Annotated in this window: 22 protein-coding genes; 15 read left to right on the top strand and 7 right to left on the bottom strand. The window is 63.9% G+C overall.

Annotated features, from left to right (window positions below; all coding sequences use genetic code 11):
• The first annotated feature begins 11 nt into the window (after positions 1-11).
• From hpaE to hpaH, 4 genes are read left to right on the top strand one after another with little or no spacing between them, the layout of a single operon-like run.
• Positions 12-1,529 carry a 5-carboxymethyl-2-hydroxymuconate semialdehyde dehydrogenase gene (gene hpaE / locus NKJ77_RS19440; protein WP_023692269.1) on the top strand — a complete coding sequence of 506 codons (1,518 nt, stop codon included), beginning with the start codon at positions 12-14 and terminating at the stop codon, positions 1,527-1,529.
• Positions 1,530-1,543: 14 nt separating this feature from the next.
• Positions 1,544-2,524, top strand: a complete 981-nt coding sequence (gene hpaD / locus NKJ77_RS19435; RefSeq protein ID WP_352535595.1) for a 3,4-dihydroxyphenylacetate 2,3-dioxygenase — start codon at positions 1,544-1,546, stop codon at positions 2,522-2,524.
• Positions 2,525-2,553: 29 nt separating this feature from the next.
• The gene (locus NKJ77_RS19430) at positions 2,554-3,429 is read left to right on the top strand and encodes a fumarylacetoacetate hydrolase family protein (RefSeq protein WP_023735687.1); all 876 of its coding nucleotides are present in this window, start codon (positions 2,554-2,556) and stop codon (positions 3,427-3,429) included.
• Positions 3,423-4,232: a 2-oxo-hept-4-ene-1,7-dioate hydratase gene (gene hpaH, locus NKJ77_RS19425; protein ID WP_023818591.1), complete on the top strand. Its 810-nt coding sequence runs from the start codon at positions 3,423-3,425 to the stop codon at positions 4,230-4,232. Before NKJ77_RS19430 ends, hpaH begins: the two co-directional genes overlap by 7 nt.
• Before the next feature lie 17 nt (positions 4,233-4,249).
• Here the strand turns inward: hpaH and NKJ77_RS19420 are convergent, their stop codons facing one another.
• Genes NKJ77_RS19420 through NKJ77_RS19395 form a run of 6 tightly spaced genes read right to left on the bottom strand, consistent with a single transcriptional unit; the run spans position 4,250 to position 10,701 of the window.
• A complete protein-coding gene (locus tag NKJ77_RS19420; RefSeq protein WP_352521178.1) occupies positions 4,250-5,281 on the bottom strand; it encodes a phosphotransferase enzyme family protein in 1,032 nt (343 codons plus the stop codon).
• Positions 5,278-6,585, bottom strand: a complete 1,308-nt coding sequence (locus NKJ77_RS19415) for an aminotransferase class III-fold pyridoxal phosphate-dependent enzyme (RefSeq protein WP_023686940.1) — start codon at positions 6,583-6,585, stop codon at positions 5,278-5,280. Before NKJ77_RS19415 ends, NKJ77_RS19420 begins: the two co-directional genes overlap by 4 nt.
• 33 nt (positions 6,586-6,618) lie before the next feature.
• Positions 6,619-7,968, bottom strand: a complete 1,350-nt coding sequence (locus tag NKJ77_RS19410) for an aminotransferase class III-fold pyridoxal phosphate-dependent enzyme (RefSeq protein ID WP_023708115.1) — start codon at positions 7,966-7,968, stop codon at positions 6,619-6,621.
• A 20-nt stretch (positions 7,969-7,988) separates the two neighbouring features.
• Entirely contained in the window at positions 7,989-8,651 is a 663-nt protein-coding gene (locus NKJ77_RS19405; protein WP_023699840.1) for an HAD family hydrolase, read from the bottom strand.
• The gene (locus NKJ77_RS19400) at positions 8,648-9,931 is read right to left on the bottom strand and encodes a Tm-1-like ATP-binding domain-containing protein (RefSeq protein WP_023830397.1); all 1,284 of its coding nucleotides are present in this window, start codon (positions 9,929-9,931) and stop codon (positions 8,648-8,650) included. The genes NKJ77_RS19405 and NKJ77_RS19400 overlap by 4 nt, the downstream gene beginning before the upstream one ends.
• On the bottom strand, positions 9,931-10,701 hold the full coding sequence (locus NKJ77_RS19395; RefSeq protein WP_023699838.1) for an IclR family transcriptional regulator: 771 nt from the start codon (positions 10,699-10,701) through the stop codon (positions 9,931-9,933). Before NKJ77_RS19395 ends, NKJ77_RS19400 begins: the two co-directional genes overlap by 1 nt.
• A gap of 166 nt (positions 10,702-10,867) precedes the next feature.
• On the opposite strand from NKJ77_RS19395, the gene NKJ77_RS19390 reads away from it, so the two are divergent.
• From NKJ77_RS19390 to NKJ77_RS19380, 3 genes are all read left to right on the top strand, one after another.
• Complete coding sequence (locus NKJ77_RS19390; protein ID WP_023699837.1) at positions 10,868-12,316, top strand: APC family permease; 1,449 nt, start codon at positions 10,868-10,870, stop codon at positions 12,314-12,316.
• A 63-nt stretch (positions 12,317-12,379) separates the two neighbouring features.
• Positions 12,380-13,573: a cytochrome P450 gene (locus tag NKJ77_RS19385; protein WP_023699836.1), complete on the top strand. Its 1,194-nt coding sequence runs from the start codon at positions 12,380-12,382 to the stop codon at positions 13,571-13,573.
• On the top strand, positions 13,570-15,057 hold the full coding sequence (locus NKJ77_RS19380; RefSeq protein ID WP_023699835.1) for an aldehyde dehydrogenase: 1,488 nt from the start codon (positions 13,570-13,572) through the stop codon (positions 15,055-15,057). Before NKJ77_RS19385 ends, NKJ77_RS19380 begins: the two co-directional genes overlap by 4 nt.
• 177 nt (positions 15,058-15,234) lie before the next feature.
• Here the strand turns inward: NKJ77_RS19380 and NKJ77_RS19375 are convergent, their stop codons facing one another.
• Positions 15,235-17,523 carry a mechanosensitive ion channel family protein gene (locus tag NKJ77_RS19375; RefSeq protein ID WP_352535594.1) on the bottom strand — a complete coding sequence of 763 codons (2,289 nt, stop codon included), beginning with the start codon at positions 17,521-17,523 and terminating at the stop codon, positions 15,235-15,237.
• 282 nt (positions 17,524-17,805) lie between these two features.
• On the opposite strand from NKJ77_RS19375, the gene NKJ77_RS19370 reads away from it, so the two are divergent.
• From NKJ77_RS19370 to NKJ77_RS19335, 8 genes are all read left to right on the top strand, one after another.
• A complete protein-coding gene (locus NKJ77_RS19370; protein WP_023667842.1) occupies positions 17,806-18,408 on the top strand; it encodes an ANTAR domain-containing response regulator in 603 nt (200 codons plus the stop codon).
• 2 nt (positions 18,409-18,410) lie between these two features.
• Positions 18,411-19,649, top strand: coding sequence for a CmpA/NrtA family ABC transporter substrate-binding protein (locus NKJ77_RS19365; protein ID WP_352535636.1), 1,239 nt, complete (start codon positions 18,411-18,413; stop codon positions 19,647-19,649).
• 338 nt (positions 19,650-19,987) lie between these two features.
• The gene (locus NKJ77_RS19360) at positions 19,988-21,316 is read left to right on the top strand and encodes a CmpA/NrtA family ABC transporter substrate-binding protein (RefSeq protein ID WP_023667844.1); all 1,329 of its coding nucleotides are present in this window, start codon (positions 19,988-19,990) and stop codon (positions 21,314-21,316) included.
• Positions 21,317-21,410: 94 nt separating this feature from the next.
• Complete coding sequence (ntrB, locus tag NKJ77_RS19355) at positions 21,411-22,301, top strand: nitrate ABC transporter permease (RefSeq protein WP_023682697.1); 891 nt, start codon at positions 21,411-21,413, stop codon at positions 22,299-22,301.
• 10 nt (positions 22,302-22,311) lie between these two features.
• Positions 22,312-23,109: an ABC transporter ATP-binding protein gene (locus tag NKJ77_RS19350; RefSeq protein ID WP_023682696.1), complete on the top strand. Its 798-nt coding sequence runs from the start codon at positions 22,312-22,314 to the stop codon at positions 23,107-23,109.
• Between the two features lie 4 nt (positions 23,110-23,113).
• A complete protein-coding gene (gene nirB / locus NKJ77_RS19345; protein WP_023708118.1) occupies positions 23,114-25,564 on the top strand; it encodes a nitrite reductase large subunit NirB in 2,451 nt (816 codons plus the stop codon).
• A 5-nt stretch (positions 25,565-25,569) separates the two neighbouring features.
• On the top strand, positions 25,570-25,899 hold the full coding sequence (gene nirD / locus NKJ77_RS19340) for a nitrite reductase small subunit NirD (RefSeq protein ID WP_023686954.1): 330 nt from the start codon (positions 25,570-25,572) through the stop codon (positions 25,897-25,899).
• A 3-nt stretch (positions 25,900-25,902) separates the two neighbouring features.
• The coding region (locus tag NKJ77_RS19335; RefSeq protein WP_352535635.1) for a hypothetical protein at positions 25,903-26,056 on the top strand (154 nt) is incomplete at its 3' end.

Below are 26,056 nucleotides of genomic sequence, written 5' to 3'. Positions count from 1 at the left end.
CGGAAGCTGATATGTCCGACCTCGAAGGCAATCTGAAAAAGGCCGAGGCCTATCTGGCCCGTTTCAAGCGCGACGGCGTGCTGAACCAGATCGGCGGCGAAGCGGTGCCGGCGGTGGATGGCTCGACCTTCGAGAGCATGTCGCCGGTCGATCTCAAGCCGCTGGCCAAGGTCGCGCGTGGCAGTGCCGCCGATATCGACCGCGCCGCCAAGGCGGCAAAGGCGGCGTTCCCGGCCTGGGCCGCCATGCCGGGCGACGGGCGCAAGAAGCTGCTGCACAAGATAGCCGATGCGATCGAAGCGCGCGCCGAGGAGATCGCCTTCGTCGAGTGCATGGACACCGGCCAGGCGCTGAAATTCATGGCCAAGGCCGCGCTGCGCGGCGCCGAGAATTTCCGCTTCTTCGCCGACCGCGCGCCGGAAGCGCGCGACGGCGAGACGCTGCGCACGACAGGCCAGGTCAACATCACCACGCGCGTGCCGATCGGCCCGGTCGGCATCATCACGCCGTGGAACACGCCGTTCATGCTGTCGACATGGAAGATCGCGCCGGCGCTGGCGGCAGGCTGCACCGTCGTCCACAAGCCGGCCGAATTTTCGCCGCTGACCGCTCGCCTGCTGGTCGAGATCGCGGAGGAGGCCGGCCTGCCGAAAGGCGTGTGGAACCTGGTCAACGGCCTCGGCGAGCACGCCGGCAAGGCGCTGACCGAGCACCCTGACATCAAGGCGATCGGTTTTGTCGGTGAGAGCCGCACCGGCTCGATGATCATGAAACAAGGCGCCGATACGCTGAAGCGCGTGCATTTCGAACTGGGCGGGAAGAACCCGGTGATCGTCTTCGCCGACGCCGATCTCGAACGTGCGGCGGATGCGGCCGTGTTCATGATCTACTCGCTCAACGGCGAACGCTGCACCTCATCGTCGCGGCTTCTGGTCGAAGCCTCGGTCTACGACACATTCACGGATCTGGTTGCGGAGAAGGCAAAGCGCATCAAGGTTGGCCATCCGCTCGATCCCAAAACGGTGGTTGGTCCGCTGATCCATCCGGTGCACGAGGAAAAGGTGCTTTCCTATATCGAGATCGGCAAATCGGAAGGCGCGGTGGTAGCCGCCGGCGGCGGCAAGTTCGCCGGTCCGGGCGGTGGCTGCTATGTCAGCCCGACGCTGTTTACCGGCGCCACCAACAGGATGCGCATTGCCCAGGAAGAGATTTTCGGGCCGGTGCTGACCGCCATTTCCTTCAAGGACGAGGCCGAAGCGCTGGCGCTGGCCAACGACACCCAATACGGCCTGACCGGCTATCTCTGGACGTCGGATGTTACCCGCGCCTTCCGCTTCACCGATGCGCTGGACGCCGGCATGATCTGGGTCAATTCGGAGAATGTGCGGCATTTGCCGACGCCGTTCGGCGGCGTCAAGAATTCCGGCATCGGCCGCGACGGCGGCGACCATTCCTTCGATTTCTACATGGAGACGAAGAACATCGCCTTCGCCACTTCAGCGCACACGATCCAGAAGCTCGGCGGCTGACCGGAGGACATCGCATGCCACTGCCCAAACCAAACCTCTATCCCGCCTTCAACATCGTGCGCCTCAGCCATGTCGAACTGGCGGTCACCGACTTTGCGAAATCCCGCGCCTTCTATGTCGACACGCTTGGCCTGCAGGTTACCGACGAGACATCGGACGCCATCTATCTAAGGGCCCTGGAAGAGCGCGGACACCACTGCATCGTGCTGAAGAAGGCCGGCAGCGCTGAAGCCCGCGATCTCGGCTTCAAGGTTTTTTCGGATGAGGATCTCGACAAGGCCGAGCATTTCTTCAAGGCAAAAGGCCTGCCGGTCGAGTGGGTCGAGCGACCGTACCAGTCGCGCACCTTCCGCACCCGCGACCCGCACGGCATTCCGCTCGAGTTCTTTGCCCAAATGGAAAGGCTGCCGCCGATTCATCAGAAATATGCGCTCTACAAGGGCGTGAAGCCGCTGCGCATCGACCACTTCAACTGCTTCTCGCCCAATGTCGACGAGTCCGTCGCCTTCTACAACGAGCTTGGCTTCCGCGTCACCGAATACACCGAGGATGCCAGTAGCGGAAAGCTGTGGGCGGCCTGGACGCACCGCAAGGGCGGCGTCCACGACATCGCCTTCACCAACGGTGTGGGTCCGCGCCTGCATCACGTCGCCTTCTGGGTGCCGACACCGCTCAACATCATCGACCTGCTCGACCTGATGGCGACGACCGGTTACCTCGCAAACATCGAGCGCGGCCCAGGCCGGCACGGCATTTCCAACGCCTTCTTCCTCTATGTTCGCGATCCTGACAATCACCGCATCGAGATCTACTGCTCGGACTACCAGACGGTCGATCCGGATCTGGAGCCGATCAAGTGGGACCTCAAGGACCCGCAGCGCCAGACGCTATGGGGCGCGCCGGCGCCGAAAAGCTGGTTCGAGGAGGGCAGCACCTTTGCCGGCGCGGCCGCACGCCAACCGGATTTGGCGGCGTCGCCGATCATCGCACCGTGACCACAGACGCGAACCTGACGGAGACCGGGATGACTGCACATGGGCGGCTCGCCACCTTCACCGTCGGCGGCAAGACGCGCTATGGCGTGGTCACAGATAAGGGCGTCGTCGACCTGTCGGCGCGGCACAGCCAGTGGCCGACGCTGCGCGAAGTGATCGAGGCCGGCGTGCTACGGCGGCTGGCGGAAGAGGCCGAAGCCTACGCCGTCGATTTTCCAGTCGGCGCCATCGCTTATGAAATCCCTGTGCCGTCGCCGGAAAAGATCATCTGCGTCGGCGTCAACTACCCGGACCGCAACGAAGAGTACAAGGACGGCCAGGCCGCGCCTTCCAACCCGTCGCTGTTCATCCGCTTCCCCCGCTCCTTCGTCGGCCACGACGCGCCGCTGGTGCGGCCGCCGGAATCGCCGCAGCTGGACTATGAGGGCGAGATCGTCATCGTCATCGGCAAGGGTGGACGACGCATCGCCGAGAGGGATGCGCTTGACCATATCGCGGCACTATCCCTGTGCAACGAAGGCACCATTCGCGATTGGGTACGGCACGCCAAGTTCAACGTCACGCAGGGCAAGAATTTCGACCGCACCGGCTCGCTCGGTCCGTGGCTGGTGCCGTTCACCGACGAGGCGCAGATTGCCGACATCGCGCTGACCACCCGCGTCAATGGCGAATTGCGCCAGCAGGACCGCACCAGCCGGATGATCTTCTCGTTCCGCAAGATCATCGCCTATGTCTCCACCTTCACCACGCTGGTGCCAGGCGATATCATCGTCACCGGTACGCCGACCGGCGCCGGCGCCCGCTTCGACCCGCCGATCTGGCTGAAGCCGGGCGACGTGATCGAAGTCGAAGCCGACGGCATCGGCGTGCTCCGCAACGGCGTCGTCGACGAGGCAGCATCGTGACCCCCGAGCAAGTTGAAGATGCCGCGGCAAGGCTGTTCGAAGCCGAGCGTTCGCGCCGCCAGATCCGTCTGTTCAGCCTCGACTTTCCCGACGCGACGATGGAGGATGCCTATCGCGTCCAGGCAGCGCTGGTGAAACGCAAGACCGATGCCGGGCTGACCCCGAAGGGCTGGAAGATCGGCCTGACATCGAAGGCGATGCAATATGCGCTCGCCATCGACACGCCGGATTCGGGCGTGCTGTTCGACGACATGTTCTTCAACGACGGCGCGACGATACCCGTCGGCCGCTTCATCCAGCCGCGCGTCGAGGCCGAGATAGCCTTCGTCATGAAGGCGCCGCTGAGGGGCCCAGGCGTGACCATCTTCGACGTGCTCAACGCCACCGATTATATCACGCCGGCGCTCGAAATCCTCGACACGCGCATCGAACGCGTCAATGCCGAGACAAAGAAGGCGCGCACTTTCTTCGATACGATTTCCGACAACGCCGCCAATGCCGGCATTGTCATCGGCGGCCGGCCGCAACGACCCGATGAAGCCGATATGCGCTGGATCGGCGCCATCGTCTCGCGCAATGCGGAGGTCGAGGAGACCGGGCTTGGCGCCGGCGTGCTCAACCATCCCGCGATGGGCATTGCCTGGCTGGCGGACAGGCTCGCCCGCTACGGCATGTCCATCGCGGCCGGCGAGGTGGTGCTGTCCGGATCGTTCGTGCGCCCGGTCGAGGCGCGGCCCGGCGATACGATCGTCGCCGACTTCGGCAGCTCGGGAACGGTCAGCATCCATTTCGCCAAGAGCTGACGGCTCTCATCGGCTCGTCAGTTGGGCTGTTCGCCGCGCAAGTAGTCAATCACCACATCGGCTGCGATGGTCGACATGCGCAAGCCGACATCCCTGGTGATGTCGCCTTCGACGCGGCTTTGCACCCAGCCAAGAAACGCGAAGGCACGCAAGGCGGCGAATAGAGGCAATGCGGCGATGTCCTGCGGGGTCAGCGCACGCTCTTGCTGGTAGCCGTCAAGCAAAGCGGTCTCGATCAGCGGGTAGATCGCCTCCTCGCGGTTCTGGTAGAGGGCGACGGCAAGGTCGTACATGTGCCAGCCATGGCCGCAATCGTCGAAATCGATGATGCGCACCGCGCTGTCATGGATGAGCACATTTTCGCGCACCAGATCGGCGTGGATGATGCCGAAATTGCGCGCGCTGCGCTCATGTTGCGACAGCGCCTTCACTGCCTTGTCGCGCGCCTGCAAGACCAGCGCGCGGCGAGGACCATCGAGAAAGGGCGAGGTCTCGAACCGGCCCCAGACCGGGTTCGCACCGAAGAAGCCGTCGAAGTCCCAGGCATGGCGGGCGAAGCCCGCGGGCGGCGTCCACGAGGCAGTGACATTGTGCATATGGGCGATGGTCCGCCCGATCGCCGTGAAGATCTGGATCGACTGGTCGGCCGTGTAGACCAGTGGCACGCCGCGTGCGCCCACGGCGCGGCCCTCCAGCCAGCTCAGGCAATCGGCCTGCCGGGGCTGCGCCGAGGTGGCCGTGCTGACAAGCACGAACGGATCGCCGGCCTGTGTTGCGACGCAAGACGGCGTGGCGACGCCGGCGGATTGCAGGAAGCCCATCCATTGCAGTTCCGAACGCAGCGCGGCGTCCGTGTGGTAGCCGAGCCGGTGGATGCGCATGGCTGCCGGCTGGCCATCCGGCAGCCGCACGCGGAAGACGGCGTTCTCGCGGTGCTTCAGAAGTTCCGGCTCAGAGTTGCGGACGCCCCAATGTTCGAGCGCACGCCTGGCGAGCTCCGTGACATCGGCTGCCGTTTCGGGCTCGCATTGGGTGGAAACAGAATTCACGCCGGCACTCCCCCGACTTCGCCCAGCACCTCGTCCAGCAGGCCGATCAGGAAGTCGGCATTGTCGCGCGAGAACGGCATGGGCGGGCGGATCTTGAGCACATTGCCGTGGATGCCGGTCTTGCCCATCAGCACGCCGCGATGGCGCATGCGATTGGCGACCTGCTCGGCAATGTCGGGCGCCGGTTCGCGCGTGTCGCGGTCGTGGACCAGCTCGGCGCCGAAGAACAGTCCGGCGCCCCTGACCTCGCCGATGCACTCATGCCGATCGGCCAGCGGGCGCAGCAGGCCAAGCGCATAAGCGCCGACGTCTTGCGCGTTGGCGACAAGGTTTTCCTGTTCGATGACGTCGAGGACGGCATTGGCGACCGCGCAGGAGACCGGGTTGCCGCCGAAGGTGTTGAAGTAGCGGAAAGCGTCGCGGAAGGTCGCCAGTATCTCCTTGGTGGTGACCACGGCCGCGATCGGATGGCCATTGCCCATCGGCTTGCCCATGGTGACGATGTCGGGGACGAAGCCGGCGCGCTGATGGCCCCAGAAATGGCTGCCGGTGCGGCCGAAGCCGGGCTGCACTTCGTCGGCGATGACCAGACCACCGGCTTCGCGCACGGCCCCCAAGGCGTCGTCGAAAAATCCGGTGGGCAGAGCCGGGAAACCTTCATTGGCGAGCAGCGGACACAAGATGATGCCAGACAGGCCAATGCCGTCCTGTGCCAGCGAAGCGATCGCTTGACGCACGGCGTCGCCGAAGGCCTTGCCATTGGCCATCGCATCGGGATGGCGATAGCTGTCGGGGGCCGGCACCAGCCTGACATGGGGGGCGCGGCCGCGGATCGGAGGCATGCGCGTGCTGAGCTGCGAAACCGCCGCCGTGTTGCCATGATAGGTGGCGTCGGTGGCGATGATGCCCATATTGCCGGAGGCGGCCTGCGCCATGCGCAGCGCTATGTCGTTGGCCTCGCTGCCGGTACAGGTCAGGATTGCGGTGGCGAGGCTTGCATCGAAGGTCGCCGTCAGCCGCTCGACATAGTCGAGAATTGCGGTGTGCAGATAGCGTGTGTGGGTGTTGAGCAGGCTTGCCTGACGGCACAAGGCCTCGACCACATGCGGGTGGCAATGGCCGACATGGGCGACGTTGTTGTAGGCATCGAGATACTTGCGGCCGTCGGCATCGTAGAGCCAGACGCCTTCGCCGCGCACCAGGTGCACGGGCTCGTCGTAGAACAATTGCGATTTCGCGCCGAGCAGGCGGGCACGCCGCTTGACGAGCGCTTCCTCGCTCGGGTTCTTCTCAGATTGGGTCATTGCGTACCAAACTCCATTGCGTCAGCGGGTCTATCAGGCCCTCGACAGACCTGCATCGATGGCCTCGCCGATCTTTGCCACGTCGGCGGCGCCGATGATCAGCGGCGGCGACAGGATGATGTTGTTGCCGGACACGCGCAGCATGACGCCGGCGTCATAAGTGGCTTCCGAAACCACGGCCATGGTCTTCTTGTCCACCGGCTTTTTCGTCGTGCGATCGGAGACCAGCTCTAGCGCAGCCATCAGGCCCTTGTACCTGATGTCGCCGACGATCGCGTGCTTGGCTTTTAGCCCCTCCAGCGTCGCCGCGAGCTCGATGCCGCGCGCGGCTGCGTTCTCGTCCAGGCGAAGCCGCTTGGTCTCGGCAAGTGCAGCCAGCCCTGCCGCGCAGCCGACAGGATGGCCGGAATAGGTATAGCCATGACCGATCGCCCCGAAGCTGGTCTTGTCGGCCTCGAAGACGTCGGCGACCTTGGCGCCGATCAAGGTGGCGCCGAGCGGGAAATAGCCCGAGGTGATCGCCTTGGCGATGGTCATGAAATCCGGCTTCACGCCGGATAGCCGCGAACCCGACCAGGCGCCGGTGCGACCGAAGCCCGTGACCACCTCGTCGGCGATCAGCAGGATTTCGTGGCGGTCGCATATCTCGCGGACCAGCGGCATGAAGCTGTCATGCGGAACGATGACGCCGCCGGCGCCGAGAACCGGCTCCATGATGAAGGCGGCAATGGTGTCGCCGCCCTGGAAGGCGATCTCGTCCTCCAGCGCTTTGGCGCACAGTTTGGCCAGCCGCGCCGGATCGGTCTCATCGAACGGATTGCGGAAGGTCCAGGGTGCGGGAATGTGGAAGACGCCGGGCATAAGCGGCTCATAGTTGCGGCGGAAATTGGCGTTGCCGTTGACTGACGCGCCACCGAAATGGGTGCCGTGATAGCCCTTCTTCAGCGCGAGGAATTTTGTCCGGTCGCCCTGGCCGCGGATCTTCCAGTATTGGCGGGCGAGCCGCAGTGCGGTTTCGACCGAATCCGAGCCGCCCGAGGTGAAGAAGGTCCGCACCATGCCTTCCGGTTCGAACCATTCGCTGAGTTCGTAAGCGAGCTCGATCGACGGGCCGGTCGACGTGCCGCGAAACCCGGAATAGTAGGGCAGGGCGCTGAGCTGGTCGGCGATGGCCTTCTTGATCGGGTCGCAGGAGTAGCCGAGATTGACGTTCCACAGTCCGCCAACCGCATCGAGCACGGTGTTGCCGTCGATGTCGGTGACCATCACGCCTTCGCCTTTCATGATCACCTTTGGCGGGTTGGCCCGCATCTCGGCCGGGTGTGCCATCGGATGCCAGATCGGCTTGGCGTTTTTCTCGGTGAGGAAATTGATGTCGCGCATCGCAAGGCTCCGCAAATGTCTCAGGGGATGAGGTCGAAATGGCCGAGGGCCTCGGCATAGGAAAGTGCCGGCCGCGCGACGTCGAAATGAACGGTGCGCATGCCGGCGGCACGGCCGCCATCGACATTGCGCTGCTGGTCGTCAACGAACACACAGGCGCCGGCAGGCAGGCCGAGCGCCTCGGTCACCAAGGCATAGGCGCGCGGATCGGGCTTGAGGATGCGGGTATAGGTGGCGTCGACGATGGTGTCGAACAGCTCGAGCAGCGGCAGCCGCTGACGGAAGCCGGCGCCATAGAACAGATCTAGCTCGTTGGACAGGATCGCCAGGCGAAATCCCGCCGCATGCACGGTCCGGATGGCGCGGACGGCTTCGGGCCGCACGATCTTTTCCGGCTCGGCTCCGCGTGCGCGCTGGACGAATGTCTCCATCGCCTGCCAGTCCTCGCCGACGAGCCGGCCGACTTCGCTGGTGCGGGTGCGCCAATAATCGCGCTCGCTGATCTCGTCGGCCTGCATGGAGCGCCACAGCGGATCTGAATCCGGGTCGAACGGCCCGTGCCATTGCAGCGTTCCCGGCGCGAGGCCGAGCGCCTGTTCGGTCAAGGCATGGGTCTCGAAAAGGGTCCGGGTGACGACGCCGCCGAAATCGAGGACGAGCGCCTGGGCAGGAACAGCGCTCACGCAGCCACTCCCTTGGCCGGCATGCCGCGCGGGATGATGCCTTCCTCGACCCAGCGGTCGAAGATTTCGAGCGCCTTGCCGACGAACTCGTCGCTGTTGATGTGGGCGTCGATCTCGTGGAACTCGACGCCGGCGGGAATGGCCTTGCGCATCTCATCGGTGAACGCCGCGAGGGCTTCGGGTTCGTACAGCGGCTCGCCCTGCGCATCCCATTCCTGGATGCCGCCGGAGGGCAGGATGAAAGCGGAGCGCCCCTTCGACGCACCGAGTTTGGCGGCGATGGTCCTGGCGACTTCACGGCGGTCGTCGGCATCGACGGTGATCGAGGCGATCAACCTGTTATGAGCATGGAATGGCCGCTGCGCGAACTTTGTCGGCAGCGCCTGCCAGGTCGGCAAATCGACCATGTCTACGGCGCCAGGGGCTGCGATCTGCGGAATGCCGCGGGCGCCGGCATTCTCGAGCCGGTCGGCGCCGGAGCTGACGACCGAGCCGGCAAGATGATTGGTGATCTCCTGCAGGCTGAAGTCGAACACCGCGCAGAAATGGTCCTGGCTGGCGATCGATTCGAAGGCCCGGCCGCCCATCCCGGTGGTGTGAAAGACCGCGACATCATAGCCGCGCTGCTCCAACGCCGGCTTCAGCGTCTTCATATAGCGCAGGCAACTGCTGCCCAGAGAAGTCATGCCGATGGTCGGCCCGACCGCCGTGGCGGAAGCACGGGATGCAAGCACGATCCTCGCCGCACCGACGACCGCGCCGCAGGCCTGGGAAAGGACCAGCTTGCAGATGGTGTTGAGGCCGTAGAGCCCGCCTGCCCACAGGATCATCATCAGGTCGGGCGCGACACGCTCGGGCGGAATGAGGTGCGAGTAGGCGATGGTCGAGACGACGAATTTCGGCACGCCGAGCGGCAGGCACAGCGCGACATCGAGCGCCAAATCGGTTCCCATCGAACCACCGATGGCGATGAAGGCGTCGATCTCGCCGCGCTGATGAAGCTGGCGCACGAGCTGAACGGCGCCGACTGCCATCAATGTCATGGCGGTGTTTTCATCGCCGCTCGAGACGATTTCGGCCATCGTCACGCCAGCGGCCCGCGCAACGGCATGCTTGTCGTGATCGGGACTATAGGCGGGGTCGCCCAGCACGCTGACATCCATCATCACGGCGCGGCCACCCGATGCCTCGATGCACGCTTTCATGAACAGCAGTTCGTCGGTCTTGGTGTCGCCCGTGCCGATGACCAGGATGCGGGGCGTTGCCATACTTACAGACATCAGGCCTGCCTCCTCAGGGTTTGCAGGTTTTCGCCATTGAGGCGCATCGAAATCTCCCGTGCCGCGGTCACAACCGCAAGCCCTCGTTCCACGATCGCAGCCGGTGTCGTCCTGGCCTTCGGGGCTGCCACCGCAATTGTCCCCAGCGCAAGTCCGTTGGCGGCGCGGATTGCAGCCGCGACGCCGATCACGCCGTCCTCATGGCCCTGGTCGCAGATCGAATAGCCGCGGTCGCGCGCCTCGCCGATCGACTTTGAAATGGCGGCCGGCTCGACGAGGGTATGATCGGTAAAGGCCTCAAGCGAACCTGTCAGGCATGCTTTCACGGTCGCGTTGTCGGCGAAGGCGAGATAGGCGATGCCGGAGGCGGTGGAATGCAGCGGCAGAAGCTGGCCGACATCGATGTTCACCCGGTTTGCCCAGCTTGAATGCTCGACATGGACGGTGATCAGCCTGTCGACGCCGAATTCCGACAGATGCACCGTCTCGGTTGTCGAACCCGCCAGATCCTGCGCCACGGGAATTGCCGTTTGCAGGAACGGGAAGCAGGCTTCGCGGATACGCGCCAGCCGCGACAGGCCGGCGCCGAGGCGATAGTGCCGCGTGCCGGCATCCTGCTCGACGAAGCCATGGCCGCCCAGCGCCATCAGCAGCCGCCGCGTCGTCGCCTTGTCGAAGGCGCACCGCCGCGCGAGATCGGAAAGTCCGAGCTCGGGCTCGTCCGCCGTGAACAGCTCCAGAAGTGAAATCGCCTTGCCGACCGTACCCATCCTGCCTCCCGCTCGGATAGAAACTTAATGTGTGAATTAACTTGACAGGCATCCGCATTCTTTGCAAGTCTATATTCAAAATAAGGGTTCAAATAATGAACCGATGGCATTCAGGCAACAGGCCGAGCGGCCGCGAACCCAGGGGTTCGTAAGACTGGAGGGACAAATGTCAGCAGTTTCGGAACAGGTGCCCGCCAACAGGCTGCGCAAGAACAGTCTTGGCGTCGGCGCTATCACCTTCATGGTGATTTCGGCGGCGGCGCCGCTCACCGCGGTCGCCGGCGGCACGCCGCTCGGCATGCTTATGGGCAATGGGGCGGGCTTTGCCGGCACCTATCTTATCGTGACCGTGTTGCTGCTGCTGTTTGCGGTCGGCTACGTCGCCATGTCGCGCCATGTCGGCAATGCCGGCGCCTTCTATGCCTATGCCGCGCGCGGGCTGGGCGGTTTTGCCGGCGGCGCAACCGCAATCATCGCGATCCTGTCCTACAACGCCATGCAGATCGGGGTCATGGGCCTGCTGGGGGCCGCGACCGCCGGCCTGTTCGCCGGCTGGGGCATCGACCTGCCCTGGTGGGTGTGGAGCTTCATCGCCGTTGCCATCGTCGCGGTGTTGGGCTACCGCCAGGTCGACCTGTCGGCCAAGATCCTGACGGTGCTGGTGCTGTGCGAATACATCGTTGTGCTGGTGCTAGACCTCGCCATCCTCAAGACCGGTGGCGACAGTGGTCTCTCTGCGGCGCCGTTCAGCTGGAGCCAGATCGTCAGCGGCTCGCCCGCCATCGCCATCCTGTTCTGTTTCGCCGCCTTCATCGGTTTCGAGGCGACGACGATCTACGCCGAGGAAGCCCGCGACCCCAAGGTGACCATTCCGCGCGCCACCTATTTCTCCGTGCTGCTGATCGGCGTCTTCTACATGGTCACGGCCTGGCTGATGGCGGTCGGCGCCGGCGTCGACAAATTGTTGCCGGCACTGCAGGCGCTTCAGGATCCGACGACTTTCCTGTTCGGCCTGTCCGACCGCTACGCCGGAACCATGCTGTCGCACGCCATGGGCATCCTGTTCGTGTCGAGCCTGTTTGCCGGCGTGCTGGCGTTCCACAACGCGGTTGCCCGCTACATCTACGTCTCGGGCCGCGAGAAGCTGTTGCCTGAAGCGATCGGCGTGACGCATTCAGTGCACCAGAGCCCGCATGTCGCTTCCGTCATCCAGAGCGTGTTGGCAGCGATCGTCATCGGACTGTTCGCGATACTCGGCCTCGATCCGGTTCTGGCGCTGTTTTCCTGGCTGACCAATGTCGCGACGCTGGGAGTCATCGTCATGATGGCGGTGGCCTCGCTCGCCGTGGTGATGTACTTCCGCGCCAACCCGTCGACGCAGGAGAATGCGCTGAAGACCACCATCCTGCCTGGGCTGGCCTTCATCGCTTTCGTCGTCATCATCTACCTGATCGTCATTAATTTCGGTGGCCTGTCGGGCGCCAGCGGCTTCCTCGGCGCGTTGCTGCCGGGGTTGGTGCTGATTGCCGCGGTGGTCGGCCTGCTGCTTGCCGGTGCGTTGAAGAGCCGGGATCCGGTTGCCTTCGAAAATCTCGGCGTGCCGCTGAAGGACTAGGACAAAGGACAAGGGGGTAGCGCGTTCGGCGCCGCCCCTTTCCATCGCAAGGGAGTAACGGCGTTGAGCTTTGCCGAGAGCATCACCGTTGAGGCGCTGGAAGCCGATCCGTATCCGATCTATGCGAAACTGCGGCGCAGCGCGCCTGTCGCTTTCGTGCCGGCGGTCAATCTCTGGTTCGTCACCCGCTGGAAGGACGTCGAGACCGTCGCAAAGTCACCCGACATCTTCTCCGCCGTCGTCGGTACGTCTCCGGTCGAACGCTCGTTCGGCAAGCCGACCATCCTGACCACCGACGGCGAAACGCATAGACAGCTGCGCCAAGGCGTCGATCCGAAATACCGGCCGCGCACCGTCGCCGCCTATGCCGGCGATCTCGTACGGTCGATTGCCGAACCTTTTCTCGACCGGATCGCCGAACAAGGCTCCGCCGAGCTGATGGCGGATTATTTCGAGCCGGTGTCGACGCTCAGCCTGGCGCGCTCGCTTGGCCTTGCCGACATCGACATGCCGACGCTGCGCCGCTGGTTCTATGGCCTTGCGCAGGGCGCCATCAATTTCGAGAACGACCCGAAGCGGCAAGAGATCGCCGACGCGATCAGCGCCGAGGTCGGCGCAGCCATCCGGCCGACTCTGGATAGATTTGCGCGCGCACCCGACGACTCGGCGCTATCGCATATGCTGCATGACGGCATGCCGGAAGGCACGACGCGGCCGATCGATTTCTTGATGCCAAGCATCAAGGTCATTCTGCTTGGCGGCATGCAGGAGCCCGGACATGGTGCCGGTTCGATCCTCGCCGGCCTGCTTGCGCATCCCGAACAATTGCGGCAGGTGCTCGCCGATCCCGAGACCTTTGTGCCCAGGGCTGTCGATGAAGGCTTGCGCTGGGTGGCGCCGATCGGCACCCAGACGCGGCAGACGACGCGGGCGGTCGAGCTTGGCGGCGTAACCATCCCTGCCGGCGCCGCGGTCGCTGCACTTGTCTCCTCGGCAAGCCGCGACGAGAGCCGCTTTGCCGATCCAGACCGCTTCGACATCAACCGCAGGGAAGGCAATCATGCCGCCTTCGGCTTTGGTCATCATTTCTGTTCGGGCCGGTTTTTCGCGCGCGAGCAGATGTGCCTTGCATTAAGGCTGCTGCTCCTGCGCTTCCCCGATCTCAGCCTGGTGCCGGGCAAGGTGCCGGTGTTTCGCGGCTGGGAATTCCGCGCGCCAACCACGTTGTATGTTTCCCTGGGAGTCCGCCACCAATGATCAGCCAGAATGCCATCGACGCGCTGCGCAAGACGGAGATCGGCGAGCGGGGCTTGTTTATCGACGGCGTACAGGCCGCAGCGACGAGCGGCGCGACGCTGGCGGTGATTTCGCCGATCGACGGCCGCCCTTTTGCCAGCATCGCCGACGGCAATGCCGCCGACATCGATCGCGCGGTCCGATCGGCGCGAAAAGCATTCGAGAAGGGTTCATGGTCGCGCGCCGCCCCTGCCTTTCGCAAGAAGGTGCTGACGAAATTTGCCGAACTGATCGAAAAACATGTCGATGAGCTGGCGGTGCTTGGCGTGCGCGACAACGGCACCGAGATCGGCATGGCCTACAAGGCCGAGCCGCTGTCGGCGGCCGGCACCATCCGCTACTACGCCGAGGCGATCGACAAGGTCTATGGCGAGATCGCGCCGACGGCCGACAATGTGCTCGGGCTGATCCACAGGGAGCCACTCGGTGTCGTCGGCGTCATCGTGCCGTGGAACTTCCCGCTGATGATCGGCGCCTGGAAGATTGCGCCCGCACTGGCCACCGGCAACAGCGTCGTCGTCAAGCCGCCGGAGATCGCCTCGCTGACCTTGCTGCGGCTGGCCGAACTCGCAAGCGAGGCTGGACTTCCCGAAGGCGTGTTCAACGTCGTTACCGGGCATGGTGCTGTCGCCGGCGAAGCGCTTGGCCTCCACATGGATGTCGACGCCATCGCCTTTACCGGATCGGGGCCGGTCGGCCGGCGGCTGCTCGAATACTCCGCCCGTTCCAATTTGAAGCGGGTCTTCCTCGAGCTTGGCGGCAAGTCGCCCAACATCGTCTTTGCCGACGCTCCGGACCTGAAGCAGGCGGCGGTCGTCTCGGCCAACGGAATCTTTCGCAATTCAGGCCAGGTCTGCGTTGCCGGCTCGCGTCTGCTCGTCCAGTCGTCGGTCTATGATCGTTTCATGGACGAACTTGTCTCGGCAACCACGCTGCTGAAGGTCGGCGACCCGCTCGATCTCGCCAGCGATGTCGGTGCGGTATCGAGCGCCGAACAGCTGGACAAGAATCTCGGCTTCGTCGCCATGGCGCAAGCCGAAGGCGCCCGTCTCGTCGCCGGCGGCAAACGGATACTGACCGAGACCGGCGGCAGCTACATGGCGCCGACGATCTTCGAGAACGTGACGCAAGAGATGCAGCTGGCGCGCGAGGAGGTGTTCGGACCTGTGCTCGGCGTGATGCGTTTCGAGACCGAGGAGGAGGCGGTGCATCTCGCCAACTCCACCGTCTACGGACTTGCCTCGGCGGTGTGGACCGCCAATCTTTCCACGGCCCATCGCATGGTGCGCGCCATCAACGCCGGTGTCGTCCACGTCAACACCTATGGCGGAGCCGATATCACCGTGCCGCTTGGCGGCGTCAAGCAGTCCGGCTTCGGTCGCGACAAGTCGCTGCATGCGCTGGAAAAATATATCGACCTCAAGACCGCCTGGATTGCGCTTTGAGCCTCGCGGAAAGGCCAACGTATCTGCCCTTTTCGTTAAGCCTGGCCTCAGGAACGCCACGCTGGTGCTGGTTGGCGGCGATCGCGTCACCGCTATCGGCAGTTCCGACTAGCGTGGTGTCGTGGGTCCACGCCTCGCGCGGAAAGCCGTGTTGCGACCGGCCGGTATCACAGCGTCCTACTCCGTTGTGCTCGCTTTTTTTCTGCGCCGATTGGTGTGCGACTGGGCGACGGCCATTCGTAATTCAGGTGTGATCTCCAAAGGCGCATTCTCTGTCCCATGCGGGTCTTGCAGCCCCTGGACGTGGACGGTCGGGAATGGGAGTTCGATGCCCTGCTCCTTGAAGGCCTGGCGGAGGCGCAAAAAGAACCTGCCTTTCATGCTGAAGGCGCCTCCAGGTCTGGTCGTGACCTTGACCCTCAAGACGATGCCGTACTCGCCGAACTCCTGCACCCCCTGCATCTTGATCGGTTCGATCACCCAGTGTTTGAACTCCGGATCATCCGCCAGTTCCAGGCCAATTCGCTTGATCAGTTTGCGGGCGAAGTCGATATCGGTGTCATAGCCAACGGTGATGTTGAATTTGTCGGTGACCCAGTCACGGCTCTGGTTCTGCACGGCGCCGAGTTCACCGAAAGGTATCGTGAACAGCGGACCACGATGGTGGCGCAGCTTCACCGAGCGCAGCGAAAAGCTCTCCACCGTACCCCTGTAGCTGCCCGATGAAATGTATTCGCCGACACGGAAAGCATCGTCGAGCAGATAAAACACGCCAGAGATCACGTCCTTGACGATGGTTTGCGCGCCAAAACCCACGGCGACGCCGACGACGCCGGCGCCGGCGATCAGCGGGCCGATCTGGATTCCGATCGAAGCGAGCATCATCAGCACCGCCATCACGATGATCACTGCTAGCAGAATGTTCTGGATGATCGGCAACAGCGTGTGCAGCCGCGCCTGATGCGGATCGAGGGTGAGGATGTCCTCCTCGCCCATCACCGCTTGCGGTATCGCGACGCCCAGCTTTCGTTCGATCAAGGCTTTGATGATCGACCAGCCGAAATCGGCAGCAAGGGCAATGACCACGACGTTGATCAAGCCGCGCAATATGAGCATGGTGGTCGTATCGCTGCCGCGCATGGATTGCATGTCCAGGCCCAGTACGCGTGCGAGAAGGTAAGCCGCCGCGAGGATGAAAATCATCCGGATACCGCGATCGATGACAGCGATCGTCACCGCCGGGATCGTCGGCCGGCCCGCATCTTCCGAACCGGGCCGCAGGACGAAATTAACCCCGCGCTCTGTCAGCACAATTGCCAAAGGCAGGAAGAATGCGGTGAAGGTAAACCAGAAGAATGTGTAGAGGCCGGCAATGCGTTCGAGGAACAGAACGACGAAATAAGCCGTCAACAACCATGTCACTGCCGTGTGACCGCTGTGGCGCGCGCCGTCTCGCTGCGTTCTTGGCCGACGCCAAATGGCCAGCAGGAAGAGCAACAGCAATATGAAATCGGCGCCGACGGACAGGACCATCATTCCGTCCTGGTCTATGCCGAGACCCGGCAAGAGGACAAACGCGGCGGCGAAGAAGGCGAAAACGCCGACGATCCGGGGCAGCCAATAAGCCCAATGGTCAGCAGCTCCGTTGGTGATCGGCAGGGCACGAACCTCGATGGCGTGCTCGACCTCCATGAAAGAAGGGACGAGTGTGGCCATCACGTATAGGCGCACAGCCCACGTAAAGACCGCAGCCATCAGAAATGTCAGCACAATCTCGCGGATGAGCGCTGGCCAGTCGAACAGCATGAACGCACCGGCGCTGCCCAGCGCGAACGAGCCGATCATCATGCTGGAATAAAGCGTGCGGCCGCCGATCTTCTTGGCCCGCCCGATGGGCGTATCTCTGGGTTGCGCGATGATCCAAAGACGAAATGGACGGGTGAGCTTGTATATTGCCCAGGTGAGCGCCAGGCCGGCAGCGATAAAGATCGCAATCAGCACCAATATGCTGACGGGGCCCTTGCTGGACATATCGTCCATGGTATTGGCCCGGACGCGCGCGAACTGGTCCGGCAGCGAAGGCAAGGTTCGCACGATCTTTTCGATGTGATGCTTGATCCGATCGAGCGTCGAGGACGCCATAGTATTCATCTGGCCCGGTGCGGCCACGGCGTCGGCCGGCGGAGCGCTAGTCTCGGCAGGCGCTTCCGTCGATCCTGCGCCCTGATTTCGTTGCTCGGCCACCCAGGCCTTCACCGACGGATCGTCGAGAAGCTCGAACAGCTGTTTGACCTTGTCGGGCGTGACGGCGGCCGGTGCCTGGGCCTGTGCCGGACCAGCCAACAGGAGGGCGATGCCAAGGACGAGTGGCCCGGCTATCAGGACCAACATCGCCGTCAGGTTCCCGGGACGCCGTGCTGGGCGCGCCGGCTCCCTGGCCCCCAATCGTCGTTTCATGAGCAGCATCGTGCGGTAACCTTCCGGTCAGATCGGCGAGCAAGGACAGCTATGTCCGTCGTTGCCCCCACCTTTAACAAGCCGATGTTGCGGTGCAAGTCTCATCGCACCTAGACCGTTGGGTAGGGCACCAGGCGACCGGCAAGGCTGTCATCACCAGTGCCAGCGTTGCGCTGCATTCCTTGTCCCGACCACCTAGACCGGGTCGTTGTCGGTCGTCGGTTGCTCCGCGGCGGGAGCCTGTGACCATGCCGCATTGCACAATTTTGCGACCTTGCCCACAATGCACGCATGGTCCGCAGCTCACTCGCCGTCCTGGTCATCGACGAAAACCGTATCCGCGCCGCGATCATCGAGGCAGGTTTGCGCGAGGCCGGCCACGAGCGGGTCACCGTCATCCACGACGTGACCGGCATTGCGCGGCGCATCGCCGAGATCGAGCCGGACGTCATCGTCATCGACCTGGAAAACCCGAACCGCGACATGCTGGAAAACATGTTCCAGCTGTCGCGTGCGGTGAAGCGGCCGATCGCCATGTTCGTCGACCGATCGGACCAGGCATCGATCGAAGCGGCGGTCGATGCCGGCGTTTCGGCCTATGTCGTCGACGGCCTCAGGCAAGAGCGCGTCAAGCCGATCCTGGACATGGCGGTCAGCCGCTTCAACGCTTTCTCGCGCATGGCGCGCGAGCTGGAAGAGGTTCGAGGGGAGCTTGAGAGCCGCAAGGTGATCGACCGTGCCAAGGGCATCCTGATGAAGTCGCGCGGCCTGACCGAAGAGGCCGCCTACACGCTGCTGCGCAAGACGGCGATGAACCAGAACCGCAAGATCGGCGACATTGCCCAGAGCCTGGTGACTGCCGCCGGGCTGCTCGGGCCGTCGGAGGACGAATGAGCATGAGCGCCGAGCACCAGATCACCGCCGGCTTCATGCCGCTCTTCGACAGTGCCGTGCTGGTTGCGGCGGGTGAGCTTGGATTTGCCGCGCGCGAGGGCATCGATCTCACACTGCACCGCGAGACCTCCTGGGCCAACATCCGCGACCGCATCGCCATCGGCCATTTCCACCTGGCGCACATGCTGGGGCCGATGCCGCTCGCCTGCAATCTCGGGCTGACGCCGCTTGCTTCCGAGACCATCGTGCCGTTTTCGCTCGGGCTTGGCGGCAATTGCGTCACCATCTCCAACGCCGTCTGGGAAGGCATGGCGGCACACGGCGCCATACCCGATCTCGAGCCCGCGCGCGCGGGCGCAGCCCTTCGTGCCTTCATTCGCGAGCGCGCCGGGGCTGGCGGCGATCCGCTGCGCTTTGCCGTGGTGCACCCGCATTCGGGGCATAATTACGAACTGCGCTACTGGCTTGCCGGATGCGGCATCGATCCGGAGCGCGAGATCGAGATCGTCATCGTGCCGCCGCCCTTCATGGCCGATGCGCTGGCCGCTGGGCGGATCGACGGCTACTGCGTCGGCGAGCCCTGGAACAGCGCCTCGGTCGCTGCCGGCACCGGCCATATCGTCACCGTCAAGGCGCTGCTGTGGCGCAACAGTCCGGAGAAGGTGATCGGCGTGCGCAAGGCCTGGTCGCAGGAGAACCCGGTCGCGCTGGCAGCATTGCTGCGCGCGCTGCATCATTCGGCGCGCTGGTGCCAGGATCGGGGCAACCACGCCGAACTGGCTGGTGTGATGGCTCAAGCTGGCTTCCTCGGCCTGCCACCAGCTGTCCAGATGCCGATCCTGACCGGCCATCTTGAACTGGGCGGCGGCGCCGAACTGGATGTCGACGACTTCTTCCTGCCCTTCGACAAGGCGGCGAACTTTCCGTGGAAGAGCCATGCGCTGTGGTTCTATACGCAGATGGTGCGCTGGGGGCATGTCGAGCACACGCCGGAAAACCTTGCTATCGCCCGTGACTGCTACCGTCCCGACCTCTACCGCTCGGCGCTAAAGCCGCTTGGCGTTGCACTTCCCGGCGCCAATGCGAAGGTCGAGGGCGCGCTTAAGGTCGCCACGGCTGTCGGTGCGACCGGGGCAGGCTTGGTGCTTGGGCCGGACGGCTTCTTCGACGGTCAGACCTTCGACCCCGACGAGATCGACGGCTATATAGCGCGCCAGAAAGTCGCTCGCGCGGAAGCCTGATCATTCTCGCGCCATTCTTGTGCATTGCACAAAAAATGTGCGTGCGATTGCTGTAATGAACAATCTTTGACCTGCTTGCGATGTCGCCTCACGTGCCGGCGTCTGGCGCGTAATGTTGATTTCATTTAGGTTTTTCGTTTCACTCAGAACTGGCACGGTTCCTGCTTTGAATTAGCCAGACCCTTCGCGGGTCACGGAACAGGCGTCCAATGGCGGGCGCCACAGGCAAAGCTGCCGCTCAGGTCAACGACGCGATCCCGGATGTACGGACGCGCGAGGCCTGGACGGCGGCTTTTTTGTTTTGGGCCACTCGACGAAGCGTTCAACCGGAGATCACGATGAAAGAAAAAATAGGAAAATGGATCGGGACGGGAACATCGCTCAAGGATGTGACGCGCCGCGATTTTCTTGTCAGCAGCGCCATGACGGCCGGCCTGTTCGTGGCGGCCCGCAAGCTCTTCCCCTCGGGCGCCTATGCCGCCACGACCGCTCCGGAGGTCACCGGCGCCAAGCTCGGCTTCATCGCGCTGACCGACGCGGCGCCGCTGATGATCGCCAAGGAGAAGGGGCTGTTCGCCAAGTTCGGCATGCCCGACGTCGAGGTGATCAAGCAGGCCTCCTGGGGCGCGACGCGCGACAATCTGATGCTCGGCGGCGAAGCCAACGGCATCGACGGCGCTCACATCCTGACGCCGCTGCCCTATCTCATGCACACCGGCAAGGTGACGCAGAACAACCAGCCGATGCCGATGGCTATCGTGGCGCGGCTCAACTACGACTGCCAGGGCATTTCGGTTGCGCAGGAATACGCCGGCACCGGTGTCGGGCTCGACGCCTCCAAGCTGAAGGACGCCTTCGCCGCCAAGAAGGCGGCCGGCAAGGAAATCAAGGCCGCCATGACGTTCCCGGGCGGGACCCATGATTTGTGGCTCCGTTACTGGCTTGCCGCCGGCGGCATCGATCCCGACAAGGACGTCTCGACCATTGTCGTGCCGCCGCCGCAGATGGTCGCCAACATGAAAGTCGGCAACATGGACGTGTTCTGCGTTGGCGAACCGTGGAACGAACAGCTCGTCCACCAGGGCGTTGGTTTCACCGCCGCCACCACCGGCGAACTGTGGAAGGGTCATCCCGAAAAGGCGCTCGGCCTCCGCGCCGAATTCATCGACAAATACCCGAACGCCACCAAGGCGATCGTGATGGCCGTCATGGAGGCCCAGCAATGGTGTGAGGCCACGGAGAACAAGGACGAGATGGCCGCCATCATCGGCAAGCGGCAATGGATGAACGTGCCTGTCGCCGACATTATCGGCCGCCTCAAGGGCGACATCAACTACGGCAATGGCCGCGTGGCCACCGGCACTGACCTCTACATGAAATTCTGGAAGGGTGGCGTCTCCTATCCCTACAAGAGCCACGACAGCTGGTTCCTCGCCGAAAACATCCGTTGGGGAAAATTCGCGCCGACCACCGACATCAAGACGCTGGTCGATCAGGTCAATCGCGAGGATATCTGGCGCGAGGCGGCGAAGGATCTCGGCGTTGCCGCAGCCGATATTCCGGCCTCGTCGTCGCGTGGCGTCGAGACATTCTTCGACGGCAAGATTTTCGACCCGGCCAACCCGTCGGCCTATCTCGACAGCCTGAAGATCAAGGCATCGGCTTGACCGGCGCAAACGGCGCGTTGCGCCGTTTGTCGCCCCCAGCGCAACGGCGCTTCGCCGCTTGTCGCCCGCATCGACCCCGGAGTTATACTCAGACATGTCCATCCAAGCCATTGAGGAAACCACGGTGAAGGCGTTCCCCGCGAAGCCTGCCGCGGTCATCGCTTTCACCGCCAAAGCGCGGCGCCGCTTCGACCCGATCGCGATCGCCGGCAGGCTGGCCACCGCCCTGGTGCCGCCGGTCATCGTTATCGCCTTCATGCTGGTCGTGTGGCAGATCGCCTGCTCGTCGCCGACCGCCAGCCTGCCGCCGCCCAGCCAGGTGTGGAACGAGGCCTATGACCTGATCGCGCATCCGTTCTTCAACAACGGCCCGCAGGATATCGGCCTTGCGTGGCGGGTGCTGATCTCTCTGCAGCGCGTCGCCATCGGCTTCGGCCTGGCGGCGATCGTCGGCGTCGCGCTCGGCGCCCTGGTCGGCCAGTCGATCTGGGCCATGCGTGGCCTCGATCCGGTGTTCCAGATACTGCGCACCGTGCCGCCGCTGGCCTGGTTGCCGCTGTCGCTGGCTGCTTTCCGCGATTCCAGCCCGTCGGCGCTGTTCGTTATCTTCATCACCTCGATCTGGCCGATCATCATCAACACCGCCGTCGGCGTGCGAAACATTCCGGAAGACTACCGCAACGTCTCACGCATCTTGCGGCTCAACCAGTTCGAATTCTTCGTCAAGATCATGGTTCCGGCCGCCGCACCCTACATCTTCACCGGCCTCAGAATCGGCATCGGCCTGTCCTGGCTCGCCATCGTCGCCGCCGAAATGCTGACCGGCGGCGTCGGCATCGGCTTCTTCATCTGGGACGCCTGGAACTCGTCGCGGCTGCCCGACATCATCGTCGCGCTCGCCTATATCGGCGTCACCGGTTTCTGCCTCGACCGCCTGGTCGCTGCGGTCGGCGCTTTCGTCACCCGCGGCACAACGGCAAAGTGAGGAGAGGGCGATGACGGCCTATCTGAAGCTCGACCATATCGACAAATCCTTTGCCCGCGGCGGTCAGGTCAGCGAGGTGCTCAAGGACATCAGGCTGACCATCGACAAGGGCGAATTCGTCTCCATCATCGGCCATTCCGGCTGTGGCAAGTCGACCTTGCTCAATCTGATCGCCGGGCTGACCAAGGTTTCCGCCGGCGCCGTGCTGCTTGAAAACAAGGAGGTCGACAGCCCCGGACCCGAGCGCGCCGTGGTGTTCCAGAACCACAGCCTGCTGCCATGGCTCACCGTCTACGAAAACATCAGCCTGGCGGTGTCGAAAGTCTTTGGTCGTTCCAAGAGCAGGACCGAACGGCATGACTGGATCATGCGCAATCTTGATCTCGTGCAGATGGCCCATGCCAAGGACAAGCGGCCGGCCGAAATATCGGGCGGCATGAAGCAGCGCGTCGGCATTGCCCGGGCGCTTGCCATGGAGCCGAAGATCCTGTTGCTCGACGAGCCGTTCGGTGCACTCGACGCGCTGACGCGCGCCCATCTTCAGGACGCGGTCATGGACATCCATTCCAGGCTCGGCTCGACGACGATCATGATCACCCACGATGTCGACGAGGCGGTATTGTTGTCCGATCGCATCGTCATGATGACCAACGGTCCGGCGGCGACCATCGGCGAGGTGCTTGCGGTGCCGCTGGCACGGCCGCGTCGCCGCGTCGAACTCTCTTCCGACCGCACCTTTTTGCGCTGCCGCGAAGCGGTGCTGAAGTTCCTCTATGAACGTCATCGCTTCGTCGAAGCCGCGGAGTAACGCCATGACCGAAAAGCTCGTCATCATCGGCAACGGCATGGCCCCTGGGCGCATGCTGGAGCATCTGCTCGAACAGGCGCCGGGCCGCTACACCGTGACCATCTTCAACGCCGAGCCGCGGGTGAACTACGACCGCATCATGCTGTCGCCGGTTCTCTCCGGCGAAAAGGCCTATGAGGAAATCATCATCCACGGCGACGGCTGGTACATCGCCAACAACATCACCCTCTACAAGGGTCACAAGATCGTCGCCATCGACCGGGCGGCCAAGACCGTCACCTCCGACCACGGCGTCACCGAGCCTTACGACAAGCTCGTCATCGCCACCGGATCAGTGCCTTTCATCATTCCGGTGCCCGGTCACGATCTGCCGGGCGTGCTGACCTATCGCGACCTCGACGATGTTCAGGCCATGATGCTTGCCGCCCAGTCGCGCGCCAAGGCCGTGGTCATCGGCGGCGGCCTGCTCGGGCTGGAGGCGGCAGCAGGTTTGAACGCCCAAGGCATGGACGTCACCGTGCTGCATGTCATGCCGACATTGATGGAGCGTCAGCTCGATCCAGCCGCCGGCTATCTCCTGCAGCGCGCGGTGGAACAGCGCGGCATCAAGGTCATCACCAAGGCCAACACCCAGGCGATCACCGGCAACGGCAAGGTCGGGCAGGTGGAGCTTGCCGACGGCACCATCATCCCGGCAACGCTGGTGGTGATGGCGGTCGGCATCCGGCCGAATGCGGCGCTGGCCAAGGAGGCCGGCATAGCCGTCAATCGTGGTATTGTCGTCGATGCCGGCATGCGCAGCAACGACCCCGACGTCTACGCGCTCGGCGAATGCGCCGAGGTCAACGGCCAGGTCTACGGGCTGGTCGCGCCGCTCTACGAGATGGCGCGCGTTGCCGCGAACCAGTTGGCCGGCAACGAGGCAGCGGCCTTCGTCCACATGGACACGCCGACCAAGCTCAAGGTCACCGGCATCGACCTGTTCTCGCTTGGCGACTTCGCCGAAGGCGAGGACCGCCAGGAGATCGTGCTGCGCGATGCCGCCGCCGGCGTCTACAAGCGCCTTGTGCTCAAGGACGACCGCATCATCGGCACCGTGCTTTATGGCGAGACGGCGGATGGGGCCTGGTTCAACGATCTCAAGAAGAAGCAGACCGACATATCGGAGATGCGCGACACGCTCATCTTCGGCCAGTCCTACCAGGGGGGTGCCCCGCTGGACCCTATGGCGGCCGTTGCAGCCTTGCCGGATGATGCGGAAATCTGCGGCTGCAACGGCGTTTGCAAGGGAAAGATCACCGGCGCGATCACGGCCAAGGGCCTGGCTTCGCTCGACGACGTGCGCGCCCACACCAAGGCATCGGCTTCCTGCGGTTCGTGCACCGGGCTGGTCGAGAAGCTGATGGTGCTGACCATCGGCGACAAATACAACCCGGCCGCCGTGCAACCGATGTGCGGCTGCACCACGCTCGGCCATGACGAGGTGCGCCGGCTGATCATCGCCAAGAGCCTGAAGACCATTCCCGCCGTCATGCAGGAGCTGGAATGGACGACCTCCTGCGGCTGCGCAAAATGTCGGCCGGCGCTCAACTACTACCTCGTCTGCGACTGGCCGAACGATTACGCCGACGACTATCAGTCGCGCTTCATCAACGAACGCGTCCACGCCAACATCCAGAAGGACGGCACCTATTCGGTGGTGCCGCGCATGTGGGGCGGCGTCACCAACGCCGCCGAACTGCGCGCCATCGCCGACGTCGTCGACAAGTTCGAGATACCGATGGTCAAGGTCACCGGCGGCCAGCGCATCGACATGCTGGGCATCCGCAAGGAGGATCTGCCGGCGGTGTGGGCCGATCTCGGCCAGGCCGGCTTCGTCTCAGGCCATGCTTACGCCAAGGGCCTGCGCACGGTGAAGACCTGTGTCGGCTCCGACTGGTGCCGCTTCGGCACGCAGGATTCGACCGGCCTCGGCATTCGCATCGAGAAATTCATGTGGGGCTCGTGGACCCCGGCCAAGGTCAAAATGGCGGTGTCGGGCTGTCCGCGCAACTGCGCCGAGGCGACCTGCAAGGATGTCGGCGTGATCTGTGTCGACAGTGGCTACGAGATCCATTTCGCCGGCGCCGCCGGCCTCGACATCAAGGGCACCGAAGTGCTTGGCCTGGTCAAGACCGAGGACGAGGCGCTGGAGCATATCGTGGCGCTGACGCAGATGTATCGCGAGCAGGGCCGCTATCTCGAGCGCATCTACAAATGGGCCAAGCGCATCGGCATCCCCGAGATCAAGCGCCAGATCATGGACGACGGTGCAAAGCGCAAGGCCTATTACGAGCGCTTCGTCTTCAGCCAGAAATTCGCCCAGGTCGACCCGTGGTCGGAACGCGTCTCCGGCAAGGACAAGCACGAGTTCCGGCCAATGGCTTCTGTCGGGTTTGCGCAGGCGGCGGAGTGATCAAAATGGACTGGATATCGATCGGCTCACTCTCCGACATCCCGCGGCGTGGCGCGCGCTGCGTCGACACACCCGAGGGCAAGATCGCCGTCTTCCGCACGCAGGACGATCAGGTCTATGCCATCGACGATCATTGCCCGCACAGAGGTGGGCCGCTGAGCCAAGGCATCGTCCACGGCACCGCCGTCACCTGTCCCTTGCACAATTGGGTCATCTCGCTGGAGACGGGCAAGGCGCTCGGCGCCGACGAGGGCGCCGTGCGCACCATTCCTGTGCGGATCGAGGGCGAGCTCCTGTTCATTGCGCTGAAAGCGCTGGCCAGCCGCGCGGCCTGAAGCATGGAACTGGGCGAAGCGCGCGAGGTGAGGACCACCTGCCCCTATTGCGGGGTGGGTTGCGGCGTGCTGGCGAAAGTCGCCCCGGGCGGGGGAGTACGCGTCCGCCGCGCCCCCCCCCCAACACCGCACATAGGCCGGCGCTGCTCCCACGGCG

Origin of the sequence: Mesorhizobium sp. M0052, from assembly GCF_040323255.1 — a bacterium.
Classification (GTDB): domain Bacteria; phylum Pseudomonadota; class Alphaproteobacteria; order Rhizobiales; family Rhizobiaceae; genus Mesorhizobium.
This window is presented reverse-complemented; position numbering and strand designations above follow the sequence as displayed.

What these genes read in the sequence shown, in the direction of transcription:
- hpaE (WP_023692269.1), top strand. Translation starts at nt 12, where the DNA reads ATGTCCGACCTCGAAGGCAATCTGAAAAAGGCCGAGGCCTATCTGGCC.
- hpaD (WP_352535595.1), top strand. Translation starts at nt 1,544, where the DNA reads ATGCCACTGCCCAAACCAAACCTCTATCCCGCCTTCAACATCGTGCGC.
- NKJ77_RS19430 (WP_023735687.1), top strand. Translation starts at nt 2,554, where the DNA reads ATGACTGCACATGGGCGGCTCGCCACCTTCACCGTCGGCGGCAAGACG.
- NKJ77_RS19415 (WP_023686940.1), bottom strand. Translation starts at nt 6,585, where the DNA reads ATGACCCAATCTGAGAAGAACCCGAGCGAGGAAGCGCTCGTCAAGCGG.
- NKJ77_RS19410 (WP_023708115.1), bottom strand. Translation starts at nt 7,968, where the DNA reads ATGCGCGACATCAATTTCCTCACCGAGAAAAACGCCAAGCCGATCTGG.
- NKJ77_RS19400 (WP_023830397.1), bottom strand. Translation starts at nt 9,931, where the DNA reads ATGTCTGTAAGTATGGCAACGCCCCGCATCCTGGTCATCGGCACGGGC.
- NKJ77_RS19395 (WP_023699838.1), bottom strand. Translation starts at nt 10,701, where the DNA reads ATGGGTACGGTCGGCAAGGCGATTTCACTTCTGGAGCTGTTCACGGCG.
- NKJ77_RS19390 (WP_023699837.1), top strand. Translation starts at nt 10,868, where the DNA reads ATGTCAGCAGTTTCGGAACAGGTGCCCGCCAACAGGCTGCGCAAGAAC.
- NKJ77_RS19380 (WP_023699835.1), top strand. Translation starts at nt 13,570, where the DNA reads ATGATCAGCCAGAATGCCATCGACGCGCTGCGCAAGACGGAGATCGGC.
- NKJ77_RS19375 (WP_352535594.1), bottom strand. Translation starts at nt 17,523, where the DNA reads ATGCTGCTCATGAAACGACGATTGGGGGCCAGGGAGCCGGCGCGCCCA.
- NKJ77_RS19370 (WP_023667842.1), top strand. Translation starts at nt 17,806, where the DNA reads ATGGTCCGCAGCTCACTCGCCGTCCTGGTCATCGACGAAAACCGTATC.
- NKJ77_RS19365 (WP_352535636.1), top strand. Translation starts at nt 18,411, where the DNA reads ATGAGCGCCGAGCACCAGATCACCGCCGGCTTCATGCCGCTCTTCGAC.
- NKJ77_RS19360 (WP_023667844.1), top strand. Translation starts at nt 19,988, where the DNA reads ATGAAAGAAAAAATAGGAAAATGGATCGGGACGGGAACATCGCTCAAG.
- ntrB (WP_023682697.1), top strand. Translation starts at nt 21,411, where the DNA reads ATGTCCATCCAAGCCATTGAGGAAACCACGGTGAAGGCGTTCCCCGCG.
- NKJ77_RS19350 (WP_023682696.1), top strand. Translation starts at nt 22,312, where the DNA reads ATGACGGCCTATCTGAAGCTCGACCATATCGACAAATCCTTTGCCCGC.
- nirB (WP_023708118.1), top strand. Translation starts at nt 23,114, where the DNA reads ATGACCGAAAAGCTCGTCATCATCGGCAACGGCATGGCCCCTGGGCGC.
- nirD (WP_023686954.1), top strand. Translation starts at nt 25,570, where the DNA reads ATGGACTGGATATCGATCGGCTCACTCTCCGACATCCCGCGGCGTGGC.